Origin of the sequence: Haloprofundus salilacus (assembly GCF_020150815.1) — an archaeon.
In the GTDB taxonomy this organism is placed as follows: domain Archaea; phylum Halobacteriota; class Halobacteria; order Halobacteriales; family Haloferacaceae; genus Haloprofundus; species Haloprofundus salilacus.
This window is the reverse complement of record NZ_CP083723.1, coordinates 798,670-814,243: the sequence shown is the minus strand read 5'-3', so window position 1 is coordinate 814,243 and position 15,574 is coordinate 798,670. Positions and strand designations below refer to the sequence as shown.

At 66.5% G+C, this 15,574-nt stretch carries 23 protein-coding genes and 2 tRNA genes; 3 read left to right on the top strand and 22 right to left on the bottom strand.

Translation table 11 applies throughout. The features are described from left to right. The first annotated feature begins 11 nt into the window (after positions 1 to 11). Both LAQ58_RS04245 and LAQ58_RS18885 read left to right on the top strand, forming a co-directional pair. The gene (locus LAQ58_RS04245; RefSeq protein WP_224449372.1) at positions 12 to 953 is read left to right on the top strand and encodes a DMT family transporter; all 942 of its coding nucleotides are present in this window, start codon (positions 12 to 14) and stop codon (positions 951 to 953) included. A gap of 74 nt (positions 954 to 1,027) precedes the next feature. After that, positions 1,028 to 1,162: a hypothetical protein gene (locus LAQ58_RS18885; RefSeq protein ID WP_255594998.1), complete on the top strand. Its 135-nt coding sequence runs from the start codon at positions 1,028 to 1,030 to the stop codon at positions 1,160 to 1,162. 95 nt (positions 1,163 to 1,257) lie between these two features. Here LAQ58_RS18885 and LAQ58_RS04240 read toward each other — a convergent pair whose 3' ends face one another. The 19 genes from LAQ58_RS04240 to LAQ58_RS04150 all read right to left on the bottom strand — a co-directional run bounded on the left by LAQ58_RS04240 (position 1,258) and on the right by LAQ58_RS04150 (position 12,017). Next, on the bottom strand, positions 1,258 to 2,028 hold the full coding sequence (locus tag LAQ58_RS04240; RefSeq protein WP_224449371.1) for an isopentenyl phosphate kinase: 771 nt from the start codon (positions 2,026 to 2,028) through the stop codon (positions 1,258 to 1,260). Beyond that, a complete protein-coding gene (gene mvk, locus LAQ58_RS04235) occupies positions 2,025 to 3,104 on the bottom strand; it encodes a mevalonate kinase (RefSeq protein ID WP_224449370.1) in 1,080 nt (359 codons plus the stop codon). The genes LAQ58_RS04240 and mvk overlap by 4 nt, the downstream gene beginning before the upstream one ends. A gap of 62 nt (positions 3,105 to 3,166) precedes the next feature. Beyond that, positions 3,167 to 3,757, bottom strand: a complete 591-nt coding sequence (locus LAQ58_RS04230; protein ID WP_224449369.1) for an acetoacetate decarboxylase family protein — start codon at positions 3,755 to 3,757, stop codon at positions 3,167 to 3,169. 247 nt (positions 3,758 to 4,004) lie between these two features. Beyond that, a complete protein-coding gene (locus LAQ58_RS04225) occupies positions 4,005 to 4,520 on the bottom strand; it encodes a DUF8215 family protein (RefSeq protein WP_224449368.1) in 516 nt (171 codons plus the stop codon). A gap of 74 nt (positions 4,521 to 4,594) precedes the next feature. Then, positions 4,595 to 5,389 carry a 30S ribosomal protein S2 gene (gene rpsB / locus LAQ58_RS04220; RefSeq protein WP_224449367.1) on the bottom strand — a complete coding sequence of 265 codons (795 nt, stop codon included), beginning with the start codon at positions 5,387 to 5,389 and terminating at the stop codon, positions 4,595 to 4,597. Next, positions 5,386 to 6,591 (bottom strand): phosphopyruvate hydratase, encoded by a 1,206-nt coding sequence (gene eno / locus LAQ58_RS04215; protein ID WP_224449366.1) that lies wholly within the window; start codon positions 6,589 to 6,591, stop codon positions 5,386 to 5,388. The genes rpsB and eno overlap by 4 nt, the downstream gene beginning before the upstream one ends. Then, positions 6,592 to 6,768 carry a DNA-directed RNA polymerase subunit K gene (locus tag LAQ58_RS04210; RefSeq protein ID WP_224449365.1) on the bottom strand — a complete coding sequence of 59 codons (177 nt, stop codon included), beginning with the start codon at positions 6,766 to 6,768 and terminating at the stop codon, positions 6,592 to 6,594. Beyond that, the gene (locus LAQ58_RS04205; RefSeq protein ID WP_058582900.1) at positions 6,765 to 6,959 is read right to left on the bottom strand and encodes a DNA-directed RNA polymerase subunit N; all 195 of its coding nucleotides are present in this window, start codon (positions 6,957 to 6,959) and stop codon (positions 6,765 to 6,767) included. The genes LAQ58_RS04210 and LAQ58_RS04205 overlap by 4 nt, the downstream gene beginning before the upstream one ends. A gap of 12 nt (positions 6,960 to 6,971) precedes the next feature. Then, a complete protein-coding gene (locus LAQ58_RS04200) occupies positions 6,972 to 7,370 on the bottom strand; it encodes a 30S ribosomal protein S9 (protein WP_117595054.1) in 399 nt (132 codons plus the stop codon). Then, positions 7,364 to 7,801 (bottom strand): 50S ribosomal protein L13, encoded by a 438-nt coding sequence (locus LAQ58_RS04195; protein WP_224449364.1) that lies wholly within the window; start codon positions 7,799 to 7,801, stop codon positions 7,364 to 7,366. The genes LAQ58_RS04200 and LAQ58_RS04195 overlap by 7 nt, the downstream gene beginning before the upstream one ends. Next, entirely contained in the window at positions 7,798 to 8,151 is a 354-nt protein-coding gene (locus tag LAQ58_RS04190; protein ID WP_224449363.1) for a 50S ribosomal protein L18e, read from the bottom strand. Before LAQ58_RS04190 ends, LAQ58_RS04195 begins: the two co-directional genes overlap by 4 nt. A 27-nt stretch (positions 8,152 to 8,178) precedes the next feature. Beyond that, positions 8,179 to 8,263: transfer RNA gene (locus LAQ58_RS04185), tRNA-Leu, on the bottom strand. A 191-nt stretch (positions 8,264 to 8,454) separates the two neighbouring features. Further along, a complete protein-coding gene (locus LAQ58_RS04180) occupies positions 8,455 to 9,204 on the bottom strand; it encodes a DNA-directed RNA polymerase subunit D (RefSeq protein WP_224449362.1) in 750 nt (249 codons plus the stop codon). 4 nt (positions 9,205 to 9,208) lie between these two features. Next, positions 9,209 to 9,598, bottom strand: a complete 390-nt coding sequence (locus LAQ58_RS04175; protein ID WP_224449361.1) for a 30S ribosomal protein S11 — start codon at positions 9,596 to 9,598, stop codon at positions 9,209 to 9,211. Beyond that, positions 9,595 to 10,122 (bottom strand): 30S ribosomal protein S4, encoded by a 528-nt coding sequence (locus tag LAQ58_RS04170; protein ID WP_224449360.1) that lies wholly within the window; start codon positions 10,120 to 10,122, stop codon positions 9,595 to 9,597. Before LAQ58_RS04170 ends, LAQ58_RS04175 begins: the two co-directional genes overlap by 4 nt. Continuing rightward, positions 10,119 to 10,640: a 30S ribosomal protein S13 gene (locus LAQ58_RS04165; RefSeq protein ID WP_224449359.1), complete on the bottom strand. Its 522-nt coding sequence runs from the start codon at positions 10,638 to 10,640 to the stop codon at positions 10,119 to 10,121. Before LAQ58_RS04165 ends, LAQ58_RS04170 begins: the two co-directional genes overlap by 4 nt. A 17-nt stretch (positions 10,641 to 10,657) precedes the next feature. Further along, a tRNA-Ser gene (locus LAQ58_RS04160) sits at positions 10,658 to 10,740 on the bottom strand. Positions 10,741 to 10,950: 210 nt separating this feature from the next. After that, positions 10,951 to 11,787, bottom strand: a complete 837-nt coding sequence (locus LAQ58_RS04155; protein ID WP_224449358.1) for a beta-keto acid cleavage family enzyme — start codon at positions 11,785 to 11,787, stop codon at positions 10,951 to 10,953. After that, the gene (locus LAQ58_RS04150; RefSeq protein ID WP_224449357.1) at positions 11,784 to 12,017 is read right to left on the bottom strand and encodes a hypothetical protein; all 234 of its coding nucleotides are present in this window, start codon (positions 12,015 to 12,017) and stop codon (positions 11,784 to 11,786) included. The genes LAQ58_RS04155 and LAQ58_RS04150 overlap by 4 nt, the downstream gene beginning before the upstream one ends. A gap of 364 nt (positions 12,018 to 12,381) precedes the next feature. Here LAQ58_RS04150 and LAQ58_RS04145 point away from each other — a divergent pair, with 364 nt between their 5' ends. After that, a complete protein-coding gene (locus LAQ58_RS04145; RefSeq protein ID WP_224449356.1) occupies positions 12,382 to 13,062 on the top strand; it encodes a DsbA family protein in 681 nt (226 codons plus the stop codon). Here LAQ58_RS04145 and LAQ58_RS04140 read toward each other — a convergent pair. The 3 genes from LAQ58_RS04140 to LAQ58_RS04130 all read right to left on the bottom strand — a co-directional run bounded on the left by LAQ58_RS04140 (position 13,056) and on the right by LAQ58_RS04130 (position 15,528). Next, the gene (locus LAQ58_RS04140; RefSeq protein WP_224449355.1) at positions 13,056 to 13,229 is read right to left on the bottom strand and encodes an NAD(P)-dependent oxidoreductase; all 174 of its coding nucleotides are present in this window, start codon (positions 13,227 to 13,229) and stop codon (positions 13,056 to 13,058) included. The genes LAQ58_RS04145 and LAQ58_RS04140 overlap by 7 nt on opposite strands. 55 nt (positions 13,230 to 13,284) lie before the next feature. Then, complete coding sequence (gene moaA, locus LAQ58_RS04135) at positions 13,285 to 14,244, bottom strand: GTP 3',8-cyclase MoaA (protein ID WP_224449354.1); 960 nt, start codon at positions 14,242 to 14,244, stop codon at positions 13,285 to 13,287. A 147-nt stretch (positions 14,245 to 14,391) separates the two neighbouring features. Further along, entirely contained in the window at positions 14,392 to 15,528 is a 1,137-nt protein-coding gene (locus LAQ58_RS04130) for an acyl-CoA dehydrogenase family protein (RefSeq protein ID WP_224449353.1), read from the bottom strand. Positions 15,529 to 15,574 lie beyond the last annotated feature (46 nt).

Genomic DNA, 15,574 nt, shown 5'->3' with positions numbered 1-15,574 from the left:
AACCTCGGGGAGTGAGTCGAAGAGACGCCGCCCTGTTCGTCGGAATCGCCGCCGTCTGGGGCACCGCGTTCGTCGCGACGAAGGCCGCGCTCGACTCGTTTCCACCCGTGACGCTCGCCGCGCTCCGGTTTTCGCTCGCGGCGCTGGCGCTGTTCGCCGTCGTCTTCGCCCTCGGAACGCGACGGGTTCCGACCGGCCGCGGCGACTGGCTGCCGATTCTCTCCGGCGGCGCGTTCAACATCGGTCTCCACCACGCGCTCTTGTTCGCCGGCCAGCAGTTCGTCACGAGCGCCGTCGCGGCGACGCTTCTGGGGCTCGTCCCCGTCGCGACGCCCGCCTTCGCGCGCCTCTCTCGGCACGATGACAGTCTCTCGGCGACGGGCGCGGTAGGAATCCTCGTCGGCTTTCTGAGCGTCGCGCTCATGGCCCGTCCGGACCCCGGCGACCTCTCGGCGAGCGTCGGGGCGGGCCTCGTACTCGCCTCCGCCGTCGCGTGGGTGTTCGGGGCCGTATTCACCCGCGAAGACGACGCAACGCTCCCGCCGGTCGCGTTGCAAGCGTGGACGCTTCTCGTCGGCGCGCTCCTGCTCGCCGCCGCCGCCCTCGCGCTCCCCGGCGAGTCGCTGGGGTCGCTCGCGTTCGCCTCGGCGACCCCGAAAGCGCTCGGCTGGTTGGTGTACCTCGCGCTGATCCCGGGCGCGGCCGGGTTCTTCGCCTACTTCCGTCTCTTGGACCGAATCGGTCCGATTCAGGCTGGGCTGTTGGAGTACGCCATCCCACCGTTCGCGGCGCTGTTCGGCTTCTTCGTCCTCGAGGAGACGCTCGACGCGACGACGGTGGTCGGCTTCGTCGGCGTCTTCGTCGCGTTCCTGTTCGTGAAAGCCGACAGCATCAGAACGGCGCTCGACCGTCGCCGCAATCGCACGACTTCGGCTGACTCGCGGTCAGACTGACGGCCGGCGACGACCGTCTGTCGCGCTGAAACGCCGTAACCCACTTACATACCGGTAGCCAACTCTACAGTGTTATGTGCCACCACTATACAGCCATCGACGAACTGACCGAGACCGAGCGCGGCGAACTGCTCGCAGAACACGACGAAGCGGAGCTACATGAAGAACAAACCGAGGACGAACTAGTGAAACTCGGCCTCGAAGCCTGAGGCTCAGTGGGTGCGCTCGCTCGGAGACCCTGATTTTTCTGCTCTCCGCTCTAACAGAGCGCAGCGTGCGGTCGATGCGCCGTCTCTGGAATCCCTCACCGCCCGTCAATGCGCGTCCCTGGCGACTCGCCCGCCAGAAACGGACCGACGCTCTCGGGACCGAACACGTGCGCCGGGGCATCCATCGCCAGCAGCGCCCGGACTTTCGCGGCCATCCCGCCGGTGACGTCCGTCGACTCGCTCTCGCCGAGTGCCGCCGCCACGTCATCGAACGACCGAATCTCGTCGACGACGGCGTCGTTCTCGTCGTAGACGCCCGGCACGGTCGAGCAGAGACCGACGCGCTCGGCCCTCAGCCCGTCGGCGAGTCGGACGACCAGTTCGTCGCCGGAGACGACGGTGACGCCGCGGCCCGCGTGCGCGACCACGTCGCCGTGGAGCACCGGGACGAACCCCTCGCCGAGCAGCGTCTCCGTCGAGTCGAGCGGGAGCGAGAGCGCCGCATCGCCGCTCCGCTTCCCGTTGCCCTCGTCCGTGTCGTGTCGCGCCGCCAGCGACAGCGGGTGGACCGGAAGCGCGGGGACGCCTCGCGACTGCAACCGCGAGACGACGGCGTCGTTCAGTCGCTTCATCGCCGCGTGGATGGCGAGCGCCCCCGCCGCGTCCGACGTCCCTTCGGTGGTGCTGACGCCGTGGGTCGCAGCGTGGTGGTGGCCGAAACTGCCGCCGCCGTGGACGACGACGAGGTCTGAGACGCCCGATGTGGCGATGGCCTCGACGGCTACCGAGAGCGCGTCGTCGTCGACGGTCTCAGGGCTGTCCTTGTCGGTGACGACACTCCCACCGAGTTTGAGGACGATCGTCATTCGGCTCCCTCGTCGCGCTCGCCGGCCTCGCCGCCGTCGTCGCCGCGAGCGCCGACGGCACTTTCGGCTTCCACGCGGACGCCCTCGGTCGCCAACTCCGCCCGGAAGACGTCCTCACAGCCGGGAGTGAACCGGAGACCGGTCTCCGTCTCCGGCGTCGGGTCGAGCGCGACGATACAGCCGCCGCCGCCCGCGCCGGTCAGTTTCGCGCCGTGTGCGCCCGCCATCCGCGCGGCCCACACCATATTGTCGAGCGAGCGCGAGGAGACGCCGAGCGCCTCCAACAACCCGTGGTTGAAGTCCATCAGGTTACCGAGTTCCGCCAGCAACTCCTCGTCGGGGTCGCCGTCGGCGTCGGCATCGGCGAGGAGCGTCTCGCCCTCGCGGACGATGTCGCCGACGGTTTCGACGGTGTCGGCCGCGAAGGCGTAGCGTTCTTTCAAGTCGCGGACGCCCGCGACGAGCGCGCCGGTGTCGCCCGCGCCGCCGTCGAAGCCGACGACGAACGGGAGGTTCGGCGTGTCTATCGTCCGGCAGTCGTCGCCCTCGACGCGGACTGCCCCGCCCATCGCCGAACAGAAGGTGTCCGCCCGCGACGCTTGGCCGCTCTGAACCTCGTACTCGGCCTGGTAGGCGCGTTCCGCTATCTCCACCGGGTCGAGTTCGACGCCCAGCGAGCGCGTCGCGGCGTCGATGCTCGCGACTACTACGGCCGCCGAGGAACCCAACCCCGCGCCGAGCGGAATGTCGCTCTCGATGGTGACGTCGAACCCCGCCTCGGGGTCGGAAACGGCGTCACGCGCCTGTTCGACGGCGGCGTCGACGTAGCCAGTCGCCGCCTCGACCAACGGCGTCGGGACATCAACGTCCGGGCGCTCGTCCGGCGACTGTCCGTACTCAACGGTGAAGCCGTCGAGGCTCAGGTCTCGCGCCGTGACGCGGATGTGGTCGTCTGCTCGCGGTTCGACGCTGACGGTCGCGCGGCGCTCGATGGCGCAGGGCACCGCGGGCTCGCCGTAGACGACGGCGTGCTCCCCGAAGAGGTACACCTTGCCCGGGGCGCTCGAAACGGTCATAAACGAACAAAGAAAGAGAGTCCGCTTAAGGGTATGCGAATCACGTCCCGCATCCGCTCTCGCTATCCTCGCGGGGTCTCGCCGCCCACCGCCGCCGGTACGTGGACGTGCGCTCGAAGCCGCTGTGCGACGAATTGCCCGACGGGACGACCGACGGTGAGTTCCCGGAGCGTCGCCCCCACTGCTCCGTCGCCGATATCGAGGCGAGCGCCACCGACTCCGACGCGAACCTCACCGATGAGGTCTACCGACGCTCGCGAGAGGACGCCGTCGTTTACGCTGTAACTCGCCGCCCGAACGTCGAGCGGGAGCGTCAATCCGTTTCGCACGGTCAGCGTCGTCGTCACAGGGGCGTCTCCGCTTCCGTCTCCGCGTTCGTCTCTATCTCCGTCCGGCCCGACGCTCACCCGCACCCCGTCGTCGACGTCGCCGATGGAGATATCGGCGACCATCTTCGGATAGCCCCAGATCTCTCTGCCGAGCACCCTCGACGCCTCCGTCGTCACCGGCAGCGCGTGGACGTAGCCGCCGATATCGGCTTCCGACTCCGAACCGTGGAACGCCCCATACGCCGACCGTTTGCCGCGCGACGGGGACGACGACCGCGAACTCCTCGTAGGGGTCGAATCCCTCCACGAAGCAGTACCGAACACCTGCGAGGGTGACCAGCCCCGACCGCGGCGCGACGCGAATCGGGGTCAGACCGTCGGGTACGACGGCGTCGAGACGGTGCTATCGTGCGGTGAACGTCGCGCCCGTGACGTCGGCCTCGCACCGCAGCGGCAGCGAGACGACGTGTCCCGTCGAGAGCCTCCTCGTTCCATCTATCCCGCTCATACACCAAAGACGTGTACCGCCGGTTTGAATCCCCTATCGACCGGTTACACGCCGCCCCGCTCGTCAGCTCGCGTGTCGCCGTGAAACGTCCTCGGCGAGACGCGGGAAGAGAGCTACGGAGAGAACCCCGACGACGAACGCGAAGAGGACCGATTCGAGCGGGAGTCCGAGTTCGCCGGATATCGCCGCGCCGCCGTAGCCCGCCAGCGCGAGTGCGGCGTTGAAGTACACGAATCGAAGGAGAACGAGCGACGGCGCGAGCGTCACCCATCCGGGGACGTCGGACCCGAGCGGCGTCACCCACCCGCCGCGGATGACCGCCGCGACGACGACCATCGTCAGCCAGGCCACCAGCGTGGCGGTTCTCGCGCCGAACACGCGGATGTCACCCGCGAGGTAGACGGCGAGTATCACGGGCAACGCCGACACCGAGATCTCCGCGAACGCGTAGGCGACGTCGTCGAGAAACAGCCCCATCGCGTCCTTCTCCACTTTCGCGCCCTCGCCGTGGCCGGACCACCCCCACCGCTGTCGGCTCTCGGCGGTCTCTGTCGCTCGGCCGGGTGGAGGCTCGGTCATATGTTCGATTGCTGTCGCTACGTGCTTAGCATCTCCGAAAATGAGTCGGAATCGAATCGGTGAAAGTCGTCGGCTTAGATGCCTTCCTCGAAGTCTTCGAGGGCGTAGACGGTGTCGGCGCCACGGCGGTCGAGCGTCTCGTTGGCGAGTAGCCAGTAGACGACCGACAGCGCGCGGCGACCTTTGTTGTTCGTTGGGATGACGAGGTCGACGTTCGACAGCTGGTTGTTCGAGTCGCACATCGCGATGACCGGGATGCCGACCGTGATGGCCTCCTTGACGGCCTGCGCGTCGCCGATGGGGTCGGTGACGACCACGACGTCCGGTTCGATGTAGCCGCGGTAGTCGGGGTTCGTCAGCGTGCCGGGGATGAACCGACCGGTGCGGGCGCGAGCGCCGATGGCGTCTGCGAACTTCTCGGCCGGGAACCGACCGTACTGGCGCGAGGAGGTGACGAGCACCTGCTCGGCATCGTAGTTCGCGAGGAAGTCCGCGGCGGTGCGGACGCGCTTGTCGGTCTGGCTCACGTCGAGGACGTAGAGACCGTCGTCGCGGACGCGGTGGATGAACCGCTCCATGTCCTTGGTCTTCTGCTGGGTCCCGATGTGGACGCCCGCCTGGAGGTAGTCCTCCACGGGGATGAGGAGGTCCGCCTCGTCGTCGGGCATCACGTCCTCGTCGAACATCGGACTGTCGTCCGCTTCTTCTTCTTCTTCAGCCTCGGGGGCCTCGTCGGCTCCCTCGGCGGGCAGGTCGTCGTCCGCCTCGATGTCGGGATCAACCTCGGGGTTGGCACCGGCTTCGCCGGTCGCCTCCTCCTCGATCTCCTCCTCGGCGGTTTCGAGTGCTTCGTTGTCGTTTTCGGTCATACTGCGTCGTCCGCGATGCGGATGAGTTCGTTGAGCTTGGCAGTTCGCTCACCGCCGACCGCGCCCGTCTTGATGAACGGCGCGGCGGTCGCGACGGCGAGGTGTGCGATGGTCGTGTCCTCCGTCTCGCCCGAGCGGTGCGAGATGACGGAGTCGTAGCCGTGTTTCGTCGCCAGTTCGATCGCGTCGAACGCGTCCGACAGCGTGCCGATCTGGTTCGGCTTGATGAGGATGCTGTTCGCGGCACCCTCGTCGATACCCGTCTGCAGGCGCTCGACGTTCGTGACGAACAGGTCGTCGCCGCAGACGAGCGTCCGGTCGCCCACCTCGTCGGTGAGGTCGGCGAAGCCCTCGTAGTCGTTCTCGTCGAGGGGGTCCTCGACGTAGGCGAGGTCGTACTCGTCGACGAGGTCGGCGATGTACGCGATCTGCTCGTCGGTCGAGCGCTCCGTGTCGCCGTAGCGGTAGACGTCGTCGTCCTCGTCGTACAGCTCCGCGGCGGCGACGTCGAGTCCGAAGCGAATCTCGAAGCCGAGGTCGTCCTCCACGTCGGAGACGGCCTCGTCGACGATTTCGAACGCTTCGCTGTCGTCTACGGCGGGCGCCCACGCGCCCTCGTCGCCCTTCGCAGCTGCGATGTCTCGCTCGTCGAGAATATCGGCGACGCGAGCGTGCACTGCGGCGTTGGCGAAGACGGCGTCTTCGATGTTCGGTGCGCCGACGGGCGCCGAGAGGAACTCCTGGATGTGCGTCGCCTTCGCGGCGTGTTCGCCGCCGCCGACGACGTTGCCGAGCGGCGTCGGGAACTCTTCGCCGCGGAACGCACCGCCGAGATGCTGGTACAGCGGCGCGCCGAGCACGTCTGCGCCGGCTTTCGCGGCCGCCATCGAGATGGCGACCGCGCTGTTGGCGCCGATCTCCGAGAAGTTCTTGGTGCCGTCGGCGGCGCGGAGCGTGTCGTCGACTTCGCGCTGATTACCGGCGTGGACTTCGCCGACGAGACGCGGGACGGCGCGTTCGCGCGTCGCCGCGATGGACTCGTTCGGCGGCAGCTCGATGGCCTCGTACTCGCCGGTCGAGGCGCCGCTCGGCGCGGCCGCCCGACCGAATCCGCCGGACTCGGTCATCACGTCGGCTTCGACGGTCGGGTTGCCCCGAGAGTCGAGCACGCGGCGGAGTCGAACGCTCGTAACGAGCGTCATCTACGTCTCCCCCCGCCGGACGGTGAACGGGAGCACCCCGGCGTCGTACTCCTCGGCCGCGATGAGGATCGGTTCGGTCTGTTTCGATTCGACGAGCACGGGTGCGCCGTACGATATCTGCAGCGCTCGTGCGCCGAGGATGCGCGCCTTCTCGTACCGATTGTAGTGTTGCATCATTGGTACGGTGCCACCACGTCGACGAGGTCTTTGTGCGAAACCATCATCCGTCGGCAGCACGCCCGCTCGACGCCGAGTTCGTCGAGAACTTCGGCGGGGTCTTCGTCACCCTCGCGGGCGCGCGCTTTGAACTCTTCCCAGTGCTCGGCGACGACGTTGCCGCACGTGAAACACCGGACGGGTATCATCATGGTTAGGTCACCTCAGCGGTAGGACTTCTGGTAGCGGGCGCGAGCGCCTGGTCCGCCCCACTTTTTGGATTCGGACTGGCGAACGTCGTTGACCAGCAGCGACCGGTCGAACTCCATGTACGCGTCGCGGAGTTCGGCGTCGTTGAAGTACTGCACCAGTCCGCGGGCGATGGCGGTGCGGGTGGCGTCCGCCTGCCCGCTGAAGCCGCCGCCGTTGACGCGCACGTCGATGTCGACGTCGTCGCGGAGTTCGTCGCCGGCGATGCGGAACGGCTCCAGCATCTTCAGGCGAGCGATCTCCGGGTCGACCAGTTCGACGGGTCGGGAGTTGATTCGTACGCGACCCTCGCCCTCGCGCACGGTGGCGCGGGCGACGGCCGTCTTCTTCTTACCGCTCGTGTTGGTTACCATGTGACGTTAGCACCCAGTTTTTCGGAGACCTCTCCGAGGGAGATGAACTTAATGTTCGAGAGTCGGTCCAGCGACGTGCCGTCGAGCACTTCGCCGTCTTCGTCGTACGGGTTGTCGAGGTAGACGCGGACGTTCTCGAACGCTTCGCGGCCGTGCGACTGCTTGTACGGAAGCATGCCGCGGATGGCTCGCTTAAAGATCCGGTCGGGGCGCTTCGGGTAGTACGGACCGCGGTCGGAGCCGACCTCCGCGCGCTTCCGGTAGACGCTCATCACGTCTTCGTCGCTGCCGGTGATGACCGCGCGTTCGGCGTTGATGACCGCGACGCGCTCGCCGGCGAGCGCGCGCTGGGCCACCTCGCTCGCGACGCGACCCATGATGCAGTCGCGCGCGTCGACGATCACGTCGGCTTCGAACTCGGCGTAACTCATCGAATCACCCGGACGTTGGACCCTTCGGGGTTTTGTTCTGCGACCTGTTCGAGCGTCAGCACGTCACCGACCTGTTCGATCTTCTTGCGGGCGGTGCCCGAGAAGTCGACCGCTGCGACGGTGACGTTTTTCTGCAGCACACCACTCCCCAGCACCTTGCCGGGGACGACCACGGTTTCGTCTTCCTCTGCGTACCGCTCGATGCGGCCGAGGTTGACCTCCGCGTGGGTGCGCCGGGGCTTTTCGAGGCGGTCTGCGATGTCACGCCATACTGCGGCGTCCGAATCGCGCGAAACCGCCTTTAGCTCGGCGATGAGACTTGTGAGTCTCGGATTCGTCTTGCTACTCATGATGAAGTAACCTCCTGAGAAGGGGAGTGCAGGGAGCAGGATTTGAACCTGCGGACTCCTATGAGACAGCGCCCTGAACGCTGCGCCGTTGGCCAAACTTGGCTATCCCTGCACGCATTTCGTTGTTCTCTTCGCCCCTTCAAACCACTTTCGGTCCGACCGTCCGACGACCGTCCGGTCGCCGCGTCGTCGGCCGACAGCACCGTCGATCGCCGGGCCTCGGCAGTACCACCGGAGCAGTGGCGCCGCCGAAGCGTCCGAAGCGAACGTCGGTGCGTGGGTGAAGGGGTCATCTGTACTAGTTTAAACCGCGACTGCGTCTTCGAGTTCCGCCGCCCGCGCATCGATGGACTCGATGGCGCGAAGCAGCAGTTCGTCGGCGCTGAACGAGCCGTCCGTCTCCACGTGGAAGACGAACGCGCCGGGGACGTCCGTCACCTCGACTTCCTTGCCGGGGTAACGGTTCGTGAGGTCGTGGTCGAACTCGTCGGTGGCGACGAGCTCACCCTCCTCCGTCTCGATGACGCCCCGGAGGATGTTCGGCTCCTCCTCGTCGAACTCGCCGGCGTCGCCGACGACTTCCACCCGCTGCAGGTGTCGGTAGCCGACTGCCACGCCGCCCTGATGTTTGGCGTGGCTCTTGCCGGTGTCGAGGACCGCGTCCGCCTCGAACTCGAGGCGTTGGCCCTCTTTCAGCTCGATTATCGGTATGTTCTCGTCGGCGGGTCTGACCAGCTCGTCGCTGGTCTCGATGTCGCCGGAGTACGCCGTCGCCGGTCCTTCGACGTCGAGCGCCAGCGTCACCGTGTCGCCGACCTCGAAATCGTCGAGGGGCGTCGTGAGCGGCACGAGGCCCAGTCGAAGACCGATCATCTCGTCGAACATCACCGAGGAGTTCTCGACGAACCGGACGGTGTCGATAGACAGCGTCGGCACGTCGGTGATCATCGCGCGGCGGATGCCGTTGGCTACCGCGGGCGTCAGCCCGCGGACGACGAACCGCGCCGACCGTTCTTCGCGTTCGATGAACTCGACCTCGAACTCGTCTACCATCGTTTCAGAACCTGCGGTTTTTGGGAGCGCGGGTGCCGTCGTGCGGAATCGGCGTCACGTCCTCGATGCGGCCGATTTCGAGTCCGGCACGAGCGAGCGCTCGGATGGTCGCCTGGGCGCCGGGTCCGGGGGACTTGTTGAGGTTCCCGCCGGGTCCGCGAACGCGGACGTGAACGCCGTCGATGCCCGCCGCCTTGACCTCCTCGGCCACGACTTCGGCCATCTGCATCGCCGCGTACGGCGACGCCTCGTCACGGTTCTGCTTCACCACGGTCCCACCGCTGGATTTAGCGATGGTCTCGGCACCGGTCTGGTCGGTGATGGTGATGACCGTGTTGTTGAACGACGCGTACACGTGGGCGATTCCCCACGTCTCTTCGCTGGTTTCGCTCATTCTTGGGCCTCCGCGCGCTCAGGGTGTAGTTCGTCCGCGAGCGGCGAGTTCTCCTCGAAGCTCACGGTGGGCTCTTCGTCGACCTCGACCTTCTTCGAGGGGACGGTGACGCGCGCGCCCTCGATGGTGACGTGGCCGTGGGTGATGAACTGCCGCGCCTGCTTCGGCGTGTTGCCGAGACCTTTGCGGTAGGCGACCGTCTGGAGACGGCGTTCGAGCAGGTCGGTGACGTCCAGCGAGAGGATCTCGCTGATGTCGTCGCTCTCGCTCAGGATGCCGAGTCGACGCAGGCGGTTGAGGAAGTCCGCGCCCTCGACGCCGGCCTCGTCGATGTCGCCCTGCGCGTTGCCGAGGAGGCGTCGTGCCTCGCGGCGGAACGAGCGAAGCTCCGACTGCGCGCGCCAGAGTTCTTCTTTGTTCTTCAGCCCGTAACGGCCGAGCAGGTCGCCCTCGCGGGCGATGCGTTCACCCTGGTACGGGTGGTTCGGCGTCTCGTAGGACTTGGTGTTCTTGCCGGTCGTCATTCGTCTTCACCCTCCTCTGCTTCCGCTTCCTCGCGGATGGCTTCGACGTTGACGCCGATGGTTCCCTCGGTGCGGCCGGTGGACTTCGTCCGCTGGCCGCGGACCTTCTGGCCGCGCTGGTGCCGGATGCCCTTGTAGGAGTTGATCATCTGCATCCGGTTGATGTCGTGGCGGCGTTTCTGCTGCAGGTCGTTGCCGATTCGATGCGTCGTCTCACCGGTGTAGAAATCGTTCTGCCGGTTGGTGAGCCACGGGGGAATCTCGTCTGCGAGGTTCTCGACGGCCGAAACGACGGCGTCGATGTCCTCCTCGTCGAGGCGACCGAACGTCGCGGTTCGGTCGACACCCGCGGTCTCGGCGACGATGCGCGCGGTGCGCTTGCCGATACCGTTCATATCTGTCAGGCTCCGCTCGACCGACTTCGTCCCGTCGAGGTCCGTCTGCCCGATGCGGACGAAATATCGGAGGTTCTCCTCCTCCTCTTCGGTCGAGCCGTCCTGTGGTTCTTCTGCACTCATGGTGGAATGTGGATGAGCGTTGCGGCGGGGATTCGAACCCCGGAGGCATGACGCCACTGAGTTAGCAACCCAGCGCCTTGGGCCACTTGGCTACCGCAACCCTTGTCTGTCGTATCGTCGCCCTTCCGGACTCGGGACGCTGTGCCCCTACAGTGACTGCATTCTGAGTAATCCGTGGACGATACTTAAACGTCACGAAAGGCGGGGGAACGTGAGTTTCGATGACACGCGACGCTGTCTCCGCGCTGTCGGCGCTTTCTCTCTCTCTTTCTCTCTGGAGGCAGCTCGTAACCGCATCGACGCGGCCCGTTCAGAGACCCAGAATTTCCCGCGCCTGCGCGGGCGTCGCGATCGGCCGTCCGAGTTCCCCGGCGATGCGAACCGCGCGCTCGACGAACTGCGCGTTGCTCTCGGCCAACTCTCCCTTTCGGTAGTAGATGTTGTCCTCCAATCCCACGCGGACGTGCCCGCCCAACAGCATCCCCATCGTCGTCAGCGGCAGCTGGTGGCGGCCGAAGCCGAGCACGTTGAACTCCGCGTCCTCGGGAAGGTGCGACACCATCGTTTGGAGGCTTCGCGGGTGCGGCACCGACAGCGTCCCCGGGCCGAAGATGAGGTTGAAGTACGGCGGCGAGTCGAGCTCGTCGACGATGGCCAAAGACTCGTTGAGGTGCCCGTCGTTGAACACCTCCAACTCGGGCTTGATTCCCCGCTCGCGCATCTCGTTGTGGAGCATCCGCACCGTCGCCCGCGTGTTCTCGCTCGTGAGACGGTCGTAGCGGTTCAGCGGTCCCATGTCGAGCGACGCCATCTCCGGGGCGGGGTCCGTTCGGAGTGGTTCTGCCCGCAACTCGTCCGGCGCACCGGTCCCACCAGTCGAGTGCTGTATCACGATGTCGTCCGTCGCGTCCCGGACCGCGTCGGTCACTTCCTGAAACCGCTCGGTCGAGAACGCCCGTTCGCCGCTCTCTCGGCGGGCGTGGAGGTGGACGATGCTCGCCCCGGCCGCCTCGCACGTGGCGGCCGCTGCCGCGATCTCCGCCGGCGTCTCCGGCAGATTCGGGTGCGCTTCCTTGCCCTGAACGCCCCCGGTCAGCGCCGCGGTGACGACGGCCGGTTTACCGTCGAGGTAGTCGTCGTAGCTCATTCGCCGTCTCCGCCGTCGCTGTCGTCTGCGTAGTCTGCGTCGCGCTCTCCCTCGTGCGCGAGGTAAATCTCGCAGTCGGCGGCGTGGTCGAGTCCGTACCGTCCGACGCAGATGTCCGCGCGCATCGGTTGGACGAACGTCTCCGCGGCGGTGCAGTACGGACGCGCCGCCTCGAACGAGCGTCCGCCTGTCTCCCGGCGGTAATCGAGGTACGGACAGCGGTTTGGCACACTCGTACTGCGTCGGCCTCGCCCATCAATCCCTGGTAACCCCCGGGTCACCTCATTAATCTGTCGCCTATTCGCTCCGCCAAGACGAGGCTCGAACGTCGCGCGGGTCCCCGTCCGATTCGTCCCCTGGACTCTCTCGACTGCCGGCGGAGATAGCACTCTTCGAACCTGTCAGGCCAGTACGAGACGTAGAGGGTTACAGACGGAGGTTCGACGCTCCGGTTTCGAGTCGGTCATCTCCCCTTCGTTTCATCGGAAGCGTAGTGTCCGATTCACCGCTGGACGGTTTCTCAGCGCGTACTCTCGGGATTTTGGCGCTGATTGGGGCGCGCCTACTTACGCAGGTAGTCCCACAAGTGAAAGTATGCGAGATATCGAGGGTAGCGAGAACGGTGTAGGTCCCCCAACCAACCTCCAGACGACCGATTCGCTCGTCGTCTACGCCGACTACGTCTGCCCGTTCAGCTATCTCGGCACCGAGGTTCTCTCTAACTATCTGACAGACCGCGAGAGTAGCGGCCTCTCGTCGCTCTCCGTCGAGTGGCGACCGTTCGACCTCCGCGAACCGCTACGCGACGCCCGCGGGGCGATACGCCGGGAGATAGACGTCGAGGAGTCGCTCGGCGCTCCGTGGTCGACCGTCGAGGAGTTGGCGGGTCGCTACGGCGTCGAGATGAACCTCTCGTCGACGACGTATCGCAGCGTCGACTCGCGAAAAGCCCAGCAACTCGCGCTGTACGTGCAAGACGAACATCCGGACCGCTTCGCCACCGTCCACAGCTGGCTCTTTTCGGCGCTGTGGCGCGACGGCGAGGATATCGGCGACGAGGAGACGCTCGTCGACATCGCCGGGGCGGCCGGGATCGACCCGGCGTCGGTTCGGTCGGTGCTCACCGAGTCGAGGTACGAACAGCGTCTCGACGAGGCGCTCTCGGAGTCCGACCGCGAGAACGTCACCGGGATTCCGTCGTTCGTCTACCAGGGCCGGACCGCGCAGGGCGCGCTCCCCGAGGAATCGCTCCAGACGCTCGTCGAGAGTCAGTGACTCACCATCGGCATCTCGCCGAACCACTGGTCTGTCTCCACATAGTCGAGCATGAACGCCGCCACGTCGGCGCGCGACACTGAACTACGCGGACCGAGTTTCAGGTAGTCACTTTCGTACTCGTCGGTGTACGGACCGCCGGTGAGACGCGGCGGTCGGACGACCATGACGAAGACGCGACGAGTCGGTGATGAAACGCGGCGAAGCGGTGAGAACCCACCCCTACGCGGGTAGGTACTTCTCGTTGAGTACCCACTCGTCGCTCTCGTCGCGGACGAGGTACTCGCCGTAGTACGGAACCCGATTTTCGACGACCTCGCGGAACGCCTCGCGAATCTCGGGCTTCGTCATGTCGCCCATCGGCCGCAGGTCGTCGTTGCGGTTGAGACAGCCCTTCAGGTACCCCTCGTGGGTGACGCGCACGCGGTGGCAGTTCGCGCAGAAGGTCTCGTTGCCGACGGGGTCGACGATTTCGACCATCCCCCCGTTCACCCAGTAGCGCTTTCTATCGTGCATCTCGCGGTGTTCGACTCGGTCGGCGATGTCCGCGAGCCAGTCGTGGACGCGCTGGATGTCGATGCTCCACTCGGGTTTACCCGTCAGTTCGGGCATGTACTCGATGAGTTGCAGTTGGAGGCCGTCGTTCTCGGCGACGTGGTCGACCATCCCCTCGACGTAGCCCGCGGTGTGTTCGAAGACGACCATGTTCAGCTTCACCGGGTCGAGTCCGGCGTCGAGGGCGGCCCGAACCCCCTCCATCACGCGGTCGTACGCGCCGGATTTCGTGATTTCGGCGAACGCCTCCGGGTCCAGCGCGTCTTGGGAGACGTTCACCCGTTCGAGCCCCGCCGCCTTCAGGTCTTCCGCGCGGCCGGGGAGGAACGTCCCGTTGGTCGTCAGCGACGTCTCGATCGAGTCGGGCGTTCGCTCGATTATCTCCTCGAGGTCCTCGCGGAGCATCGGTTCGCCGCCGGTGAACTTCACCTTCCCGACGCCGAACTCCTCGACGACTTCGAGGAAGCGCACCACGTCGTCGGCGCTCATCTCGTCGTCCTGCGGGTCCATCGGTCCCCGCGTGTCGCCCAATCCCTCGTTGTGGCAGTAGACGCAGTCGAAGTTACACCGGTCCGTGAGCGAGATGCGGACGCCGGTGACGTCCCTGCCGAAGTCGTCCGTGAGCATATGTCGTGATCTTCGTGTGTACATGCTTAAATGAGCGGGAACAATCGGGGAAGATGTAAACAGATTCGGTTGCAAGCGGTCCGCCGAGCGCGCTCGACGGTCGCCGTCGACGGGCGACGATCCGACGCTTCTCGGACGGTCTCCGCGTCACGCGCCGCGCTCGTAAACCGCGTCGGCGACGGTGTCGCGGTGGCCCTCGTTCGGTCCGCCGGCGATAGTCAGGAGGCGGGCGTCGCGCAGGTAGCGCTCGACCCGCTGCTCGGTCGTGTAACCGATACCGCCGTGGAGTTGGAGCGCGTCGTTCGTCACGTCGACGGCGGCCTCCGTAGCGTACACCTTCGCCATCCCGAACTCGCGGCTCGCGTCGCGGCCGCGGTCGGCGTTGTCGGCCGCGCGGAGCGTGAGCAGTCGCGCGGTGTCGACGCACCGGGCCATCTCGCCGACCCGCCACCGGACACCCTGATAGTTGTTGATTCGTCCGCCGTACTGCTCGCGCTGACTCGTGTACGCGACGGTGTCTTCGAGCGCGGCGCGGGCGAGGCCCACGGCGCGCGCGGGGACGTTGACCCCGGTCTTCGCGCTCCCGCGCTGGACGAGCGCCTCGTCCACCTCGCCGATTCGTCGCTCGTCCGGGACGCGGACGCCCGAGAGAGTCACCTTCGGCGACTTCACGCTCCGCGCGCCCAGCGTCTCCCAGTCGGTGTCGACCTCGAACTCGTCGGCGGGGACGAGGAAGGCGGTGACGTTCCGCGGGGCGTCCTCCTCGGGTCCCGTCTTCGCGTAGGTGAGCACCTCGTCGGCGTCGTGGAAGTTCGTCACCCAGCGCTTGTGACCGTTCAGCACCCATTCGTCGCCCTCCCGCGTCGCAGTCGTCTCGATCCCTCGCTTGTCGCTGCCGGCGTTCTCCTCGCTGAGGCCGAGCGCGCCGACGCGGTCGTAGCCGGCCATCGCCGGCAGGAAGCGCTCCTTCTGCGCGTCGGTTCCGAACCGTTCGACGATTTCGGCGACGCCGAGGTGGAGCGCGACCGCGCTCGCGACGGCCATGAGTCCCGCCGACAGTTCCTCGGTGACGAGCGCGAGTTCGACCATCCCCTCGCCGCGGCCGCCGTACTCTTCGGGGACCGTCAGTCCGGTGTACCCGCGGTCGGCGAGGTCCCCAAGAATCGTTTCGGGGGACGCTTCGTCCCGGTCAAGTTCGTCCGCGCGTGGAACGATGGTCGACTCCGCGAACTCCCGCGCGTCGTCTCTAACTGCTCGCTGCGCGACCGTGAGTGCGAATCGCATGGTGTACGCTCACGCGGAGCGGGTAATAGTTGTATGCGATGGCGAG

Bases quoted from the DNA above. Each gene is read 5' to 3' on its own strand.
- LAQ58_RS04175 (WP_224449361.1), bottom strand. From the start codon at position 9,598: ATGAGCGAAACCAGCGAAGAGACGTGGGGAATCGCCCACGTGTACGCG.
- LAQ58_RS04130 (WP_224449353.1), bottom strand. From the start codon at position 15,528: ATGCGATTCGCACTCACGGTCGCGCAGCGAGCAGTTAGAGACGACGCG.
- LAQ58_RS04205 (WP_058582900.1), bottom strand. From the start codon at position 6,959: ATGATGATACCCGTCCGGTGTTTCACGTGCGGCAACGTCGTCGCCGAG.
- LAQ58_RS04190 (WP_224449363.1), bottom strand. From the start codon at position 8,151: ATGAGTAGCAAGACGAATCCGAGACTCACAAGTCTCATCGCCGAGCTA.
- LAQ58_RS18885 (WP_255594998.1), top strand. From the start codon at position 1,028: ATGTGCCACCACTATACAGCCATCGACGAACTGACCGAGACCGAGCGC.
- LAQ58_RS04145 (WP_224449356.1), top strand. From the start codon at position 12,382: ATGCGAGATATCGAGGGTAGCGAGAACGGTGTAGGTCCCCCAACCAAC.
- LAQ58_RS04240 (WP_224449371.1), bottom strand. From the start codon at position 2,028: ATGACGATCGTCCTCAAACTCGGTGGGAGTGTCGTCACCGACAAGGAC.
- moaA (WP_224449354.1), bottom strand. From the start codon at position 14,244: ATGCTCACGGACGACTTCGGCAGGGACGTCACCGGCGTCCGCATCTCG.
- LAQ58_RS04210 (WP_224449365.1), bottom strand. From the start codon at position 6,768: ATGATGCAACACTACAATCGGTACGAGAAGGCGCGCATCCTCGGCGCA.
- LAQ58_RS04165 (WP_224449359.1), bottom strand. From the start codon at position 10,640: ATGAGTGCAGAAGAACCACAGGACGGCTCGACCGAAGAGGAGGAGGAG.
- LAQ58_RS04225 (WP_224449368.1), bottom strand. From the start codon at position 4,520: ATGACCGAGCCTCCACCCGGCCGAGCGACAGAGACCGCCGAGAGCCGA.
- LAQ58_RS04180 (WP_224449362.1), bottom strand. From the start codon at position 9,204: ATGGTAGACGAGTTCGAGGTCGAGTTCATCGAACGCGAAGAACGGTCG.
- LAQ58_RS04200 (WP_117595054.1), bottom strand. From the start codon at position 7,370: ATGGTAACCAACACGAGCGGTAAGAAGAAGACGGCCGTCGCCCGCGCC.
- LAQ58_RS04170 (WP_224449360.1), bottom strand. From the start codon at position 10,122: ATGACGACCGGCAAGAACACCAAGTCCTACGAGACGCCGAACCACCCG.
- LAQ58_RS04155 (WP_224449358.1), bottom strand. From the start codon at position 11,787: ATGAGCTACGACGACTACCTCGACGGTAAACCGGCCGTCGTCACCGCG.
- mvk (WP_224449370.1), bottom strand. From the start codon at position 3,104: ATGACCGTTTCGAGCGCCCCGGGCAAGGTGTACCTCTTCGGGGAGCAC.
- LAQ58_RS04195 (WP_224449364.1), bottom strand. From the start codon at position 7,801: ATGAGTTACGCCGAGTTCGAAGCCGACGTGATCGTCGACGCGCGCGAC.
- LAQ58_RS04140 (WP_224449355.1), bottom strand. From the start codon at position 13,229: ATGGTCGTCCGACCGCCGCGTCTCACCGGCGGTCCGTACACCGACGAG.
- rpsB (WP_224449367.1), bottom strand. From the start codon at position 5,389: ATGACCGAAAACGACAACGAAGCACTCGAAACCGCCGAGGAGGAGATC.
- eno (WP_224449366.1), bottom strand. From the start codon at position 6,591: ATGACGCTCGTTACGAGCGTTCGACTCCGCCGCGTGCTCGACTCTCGG.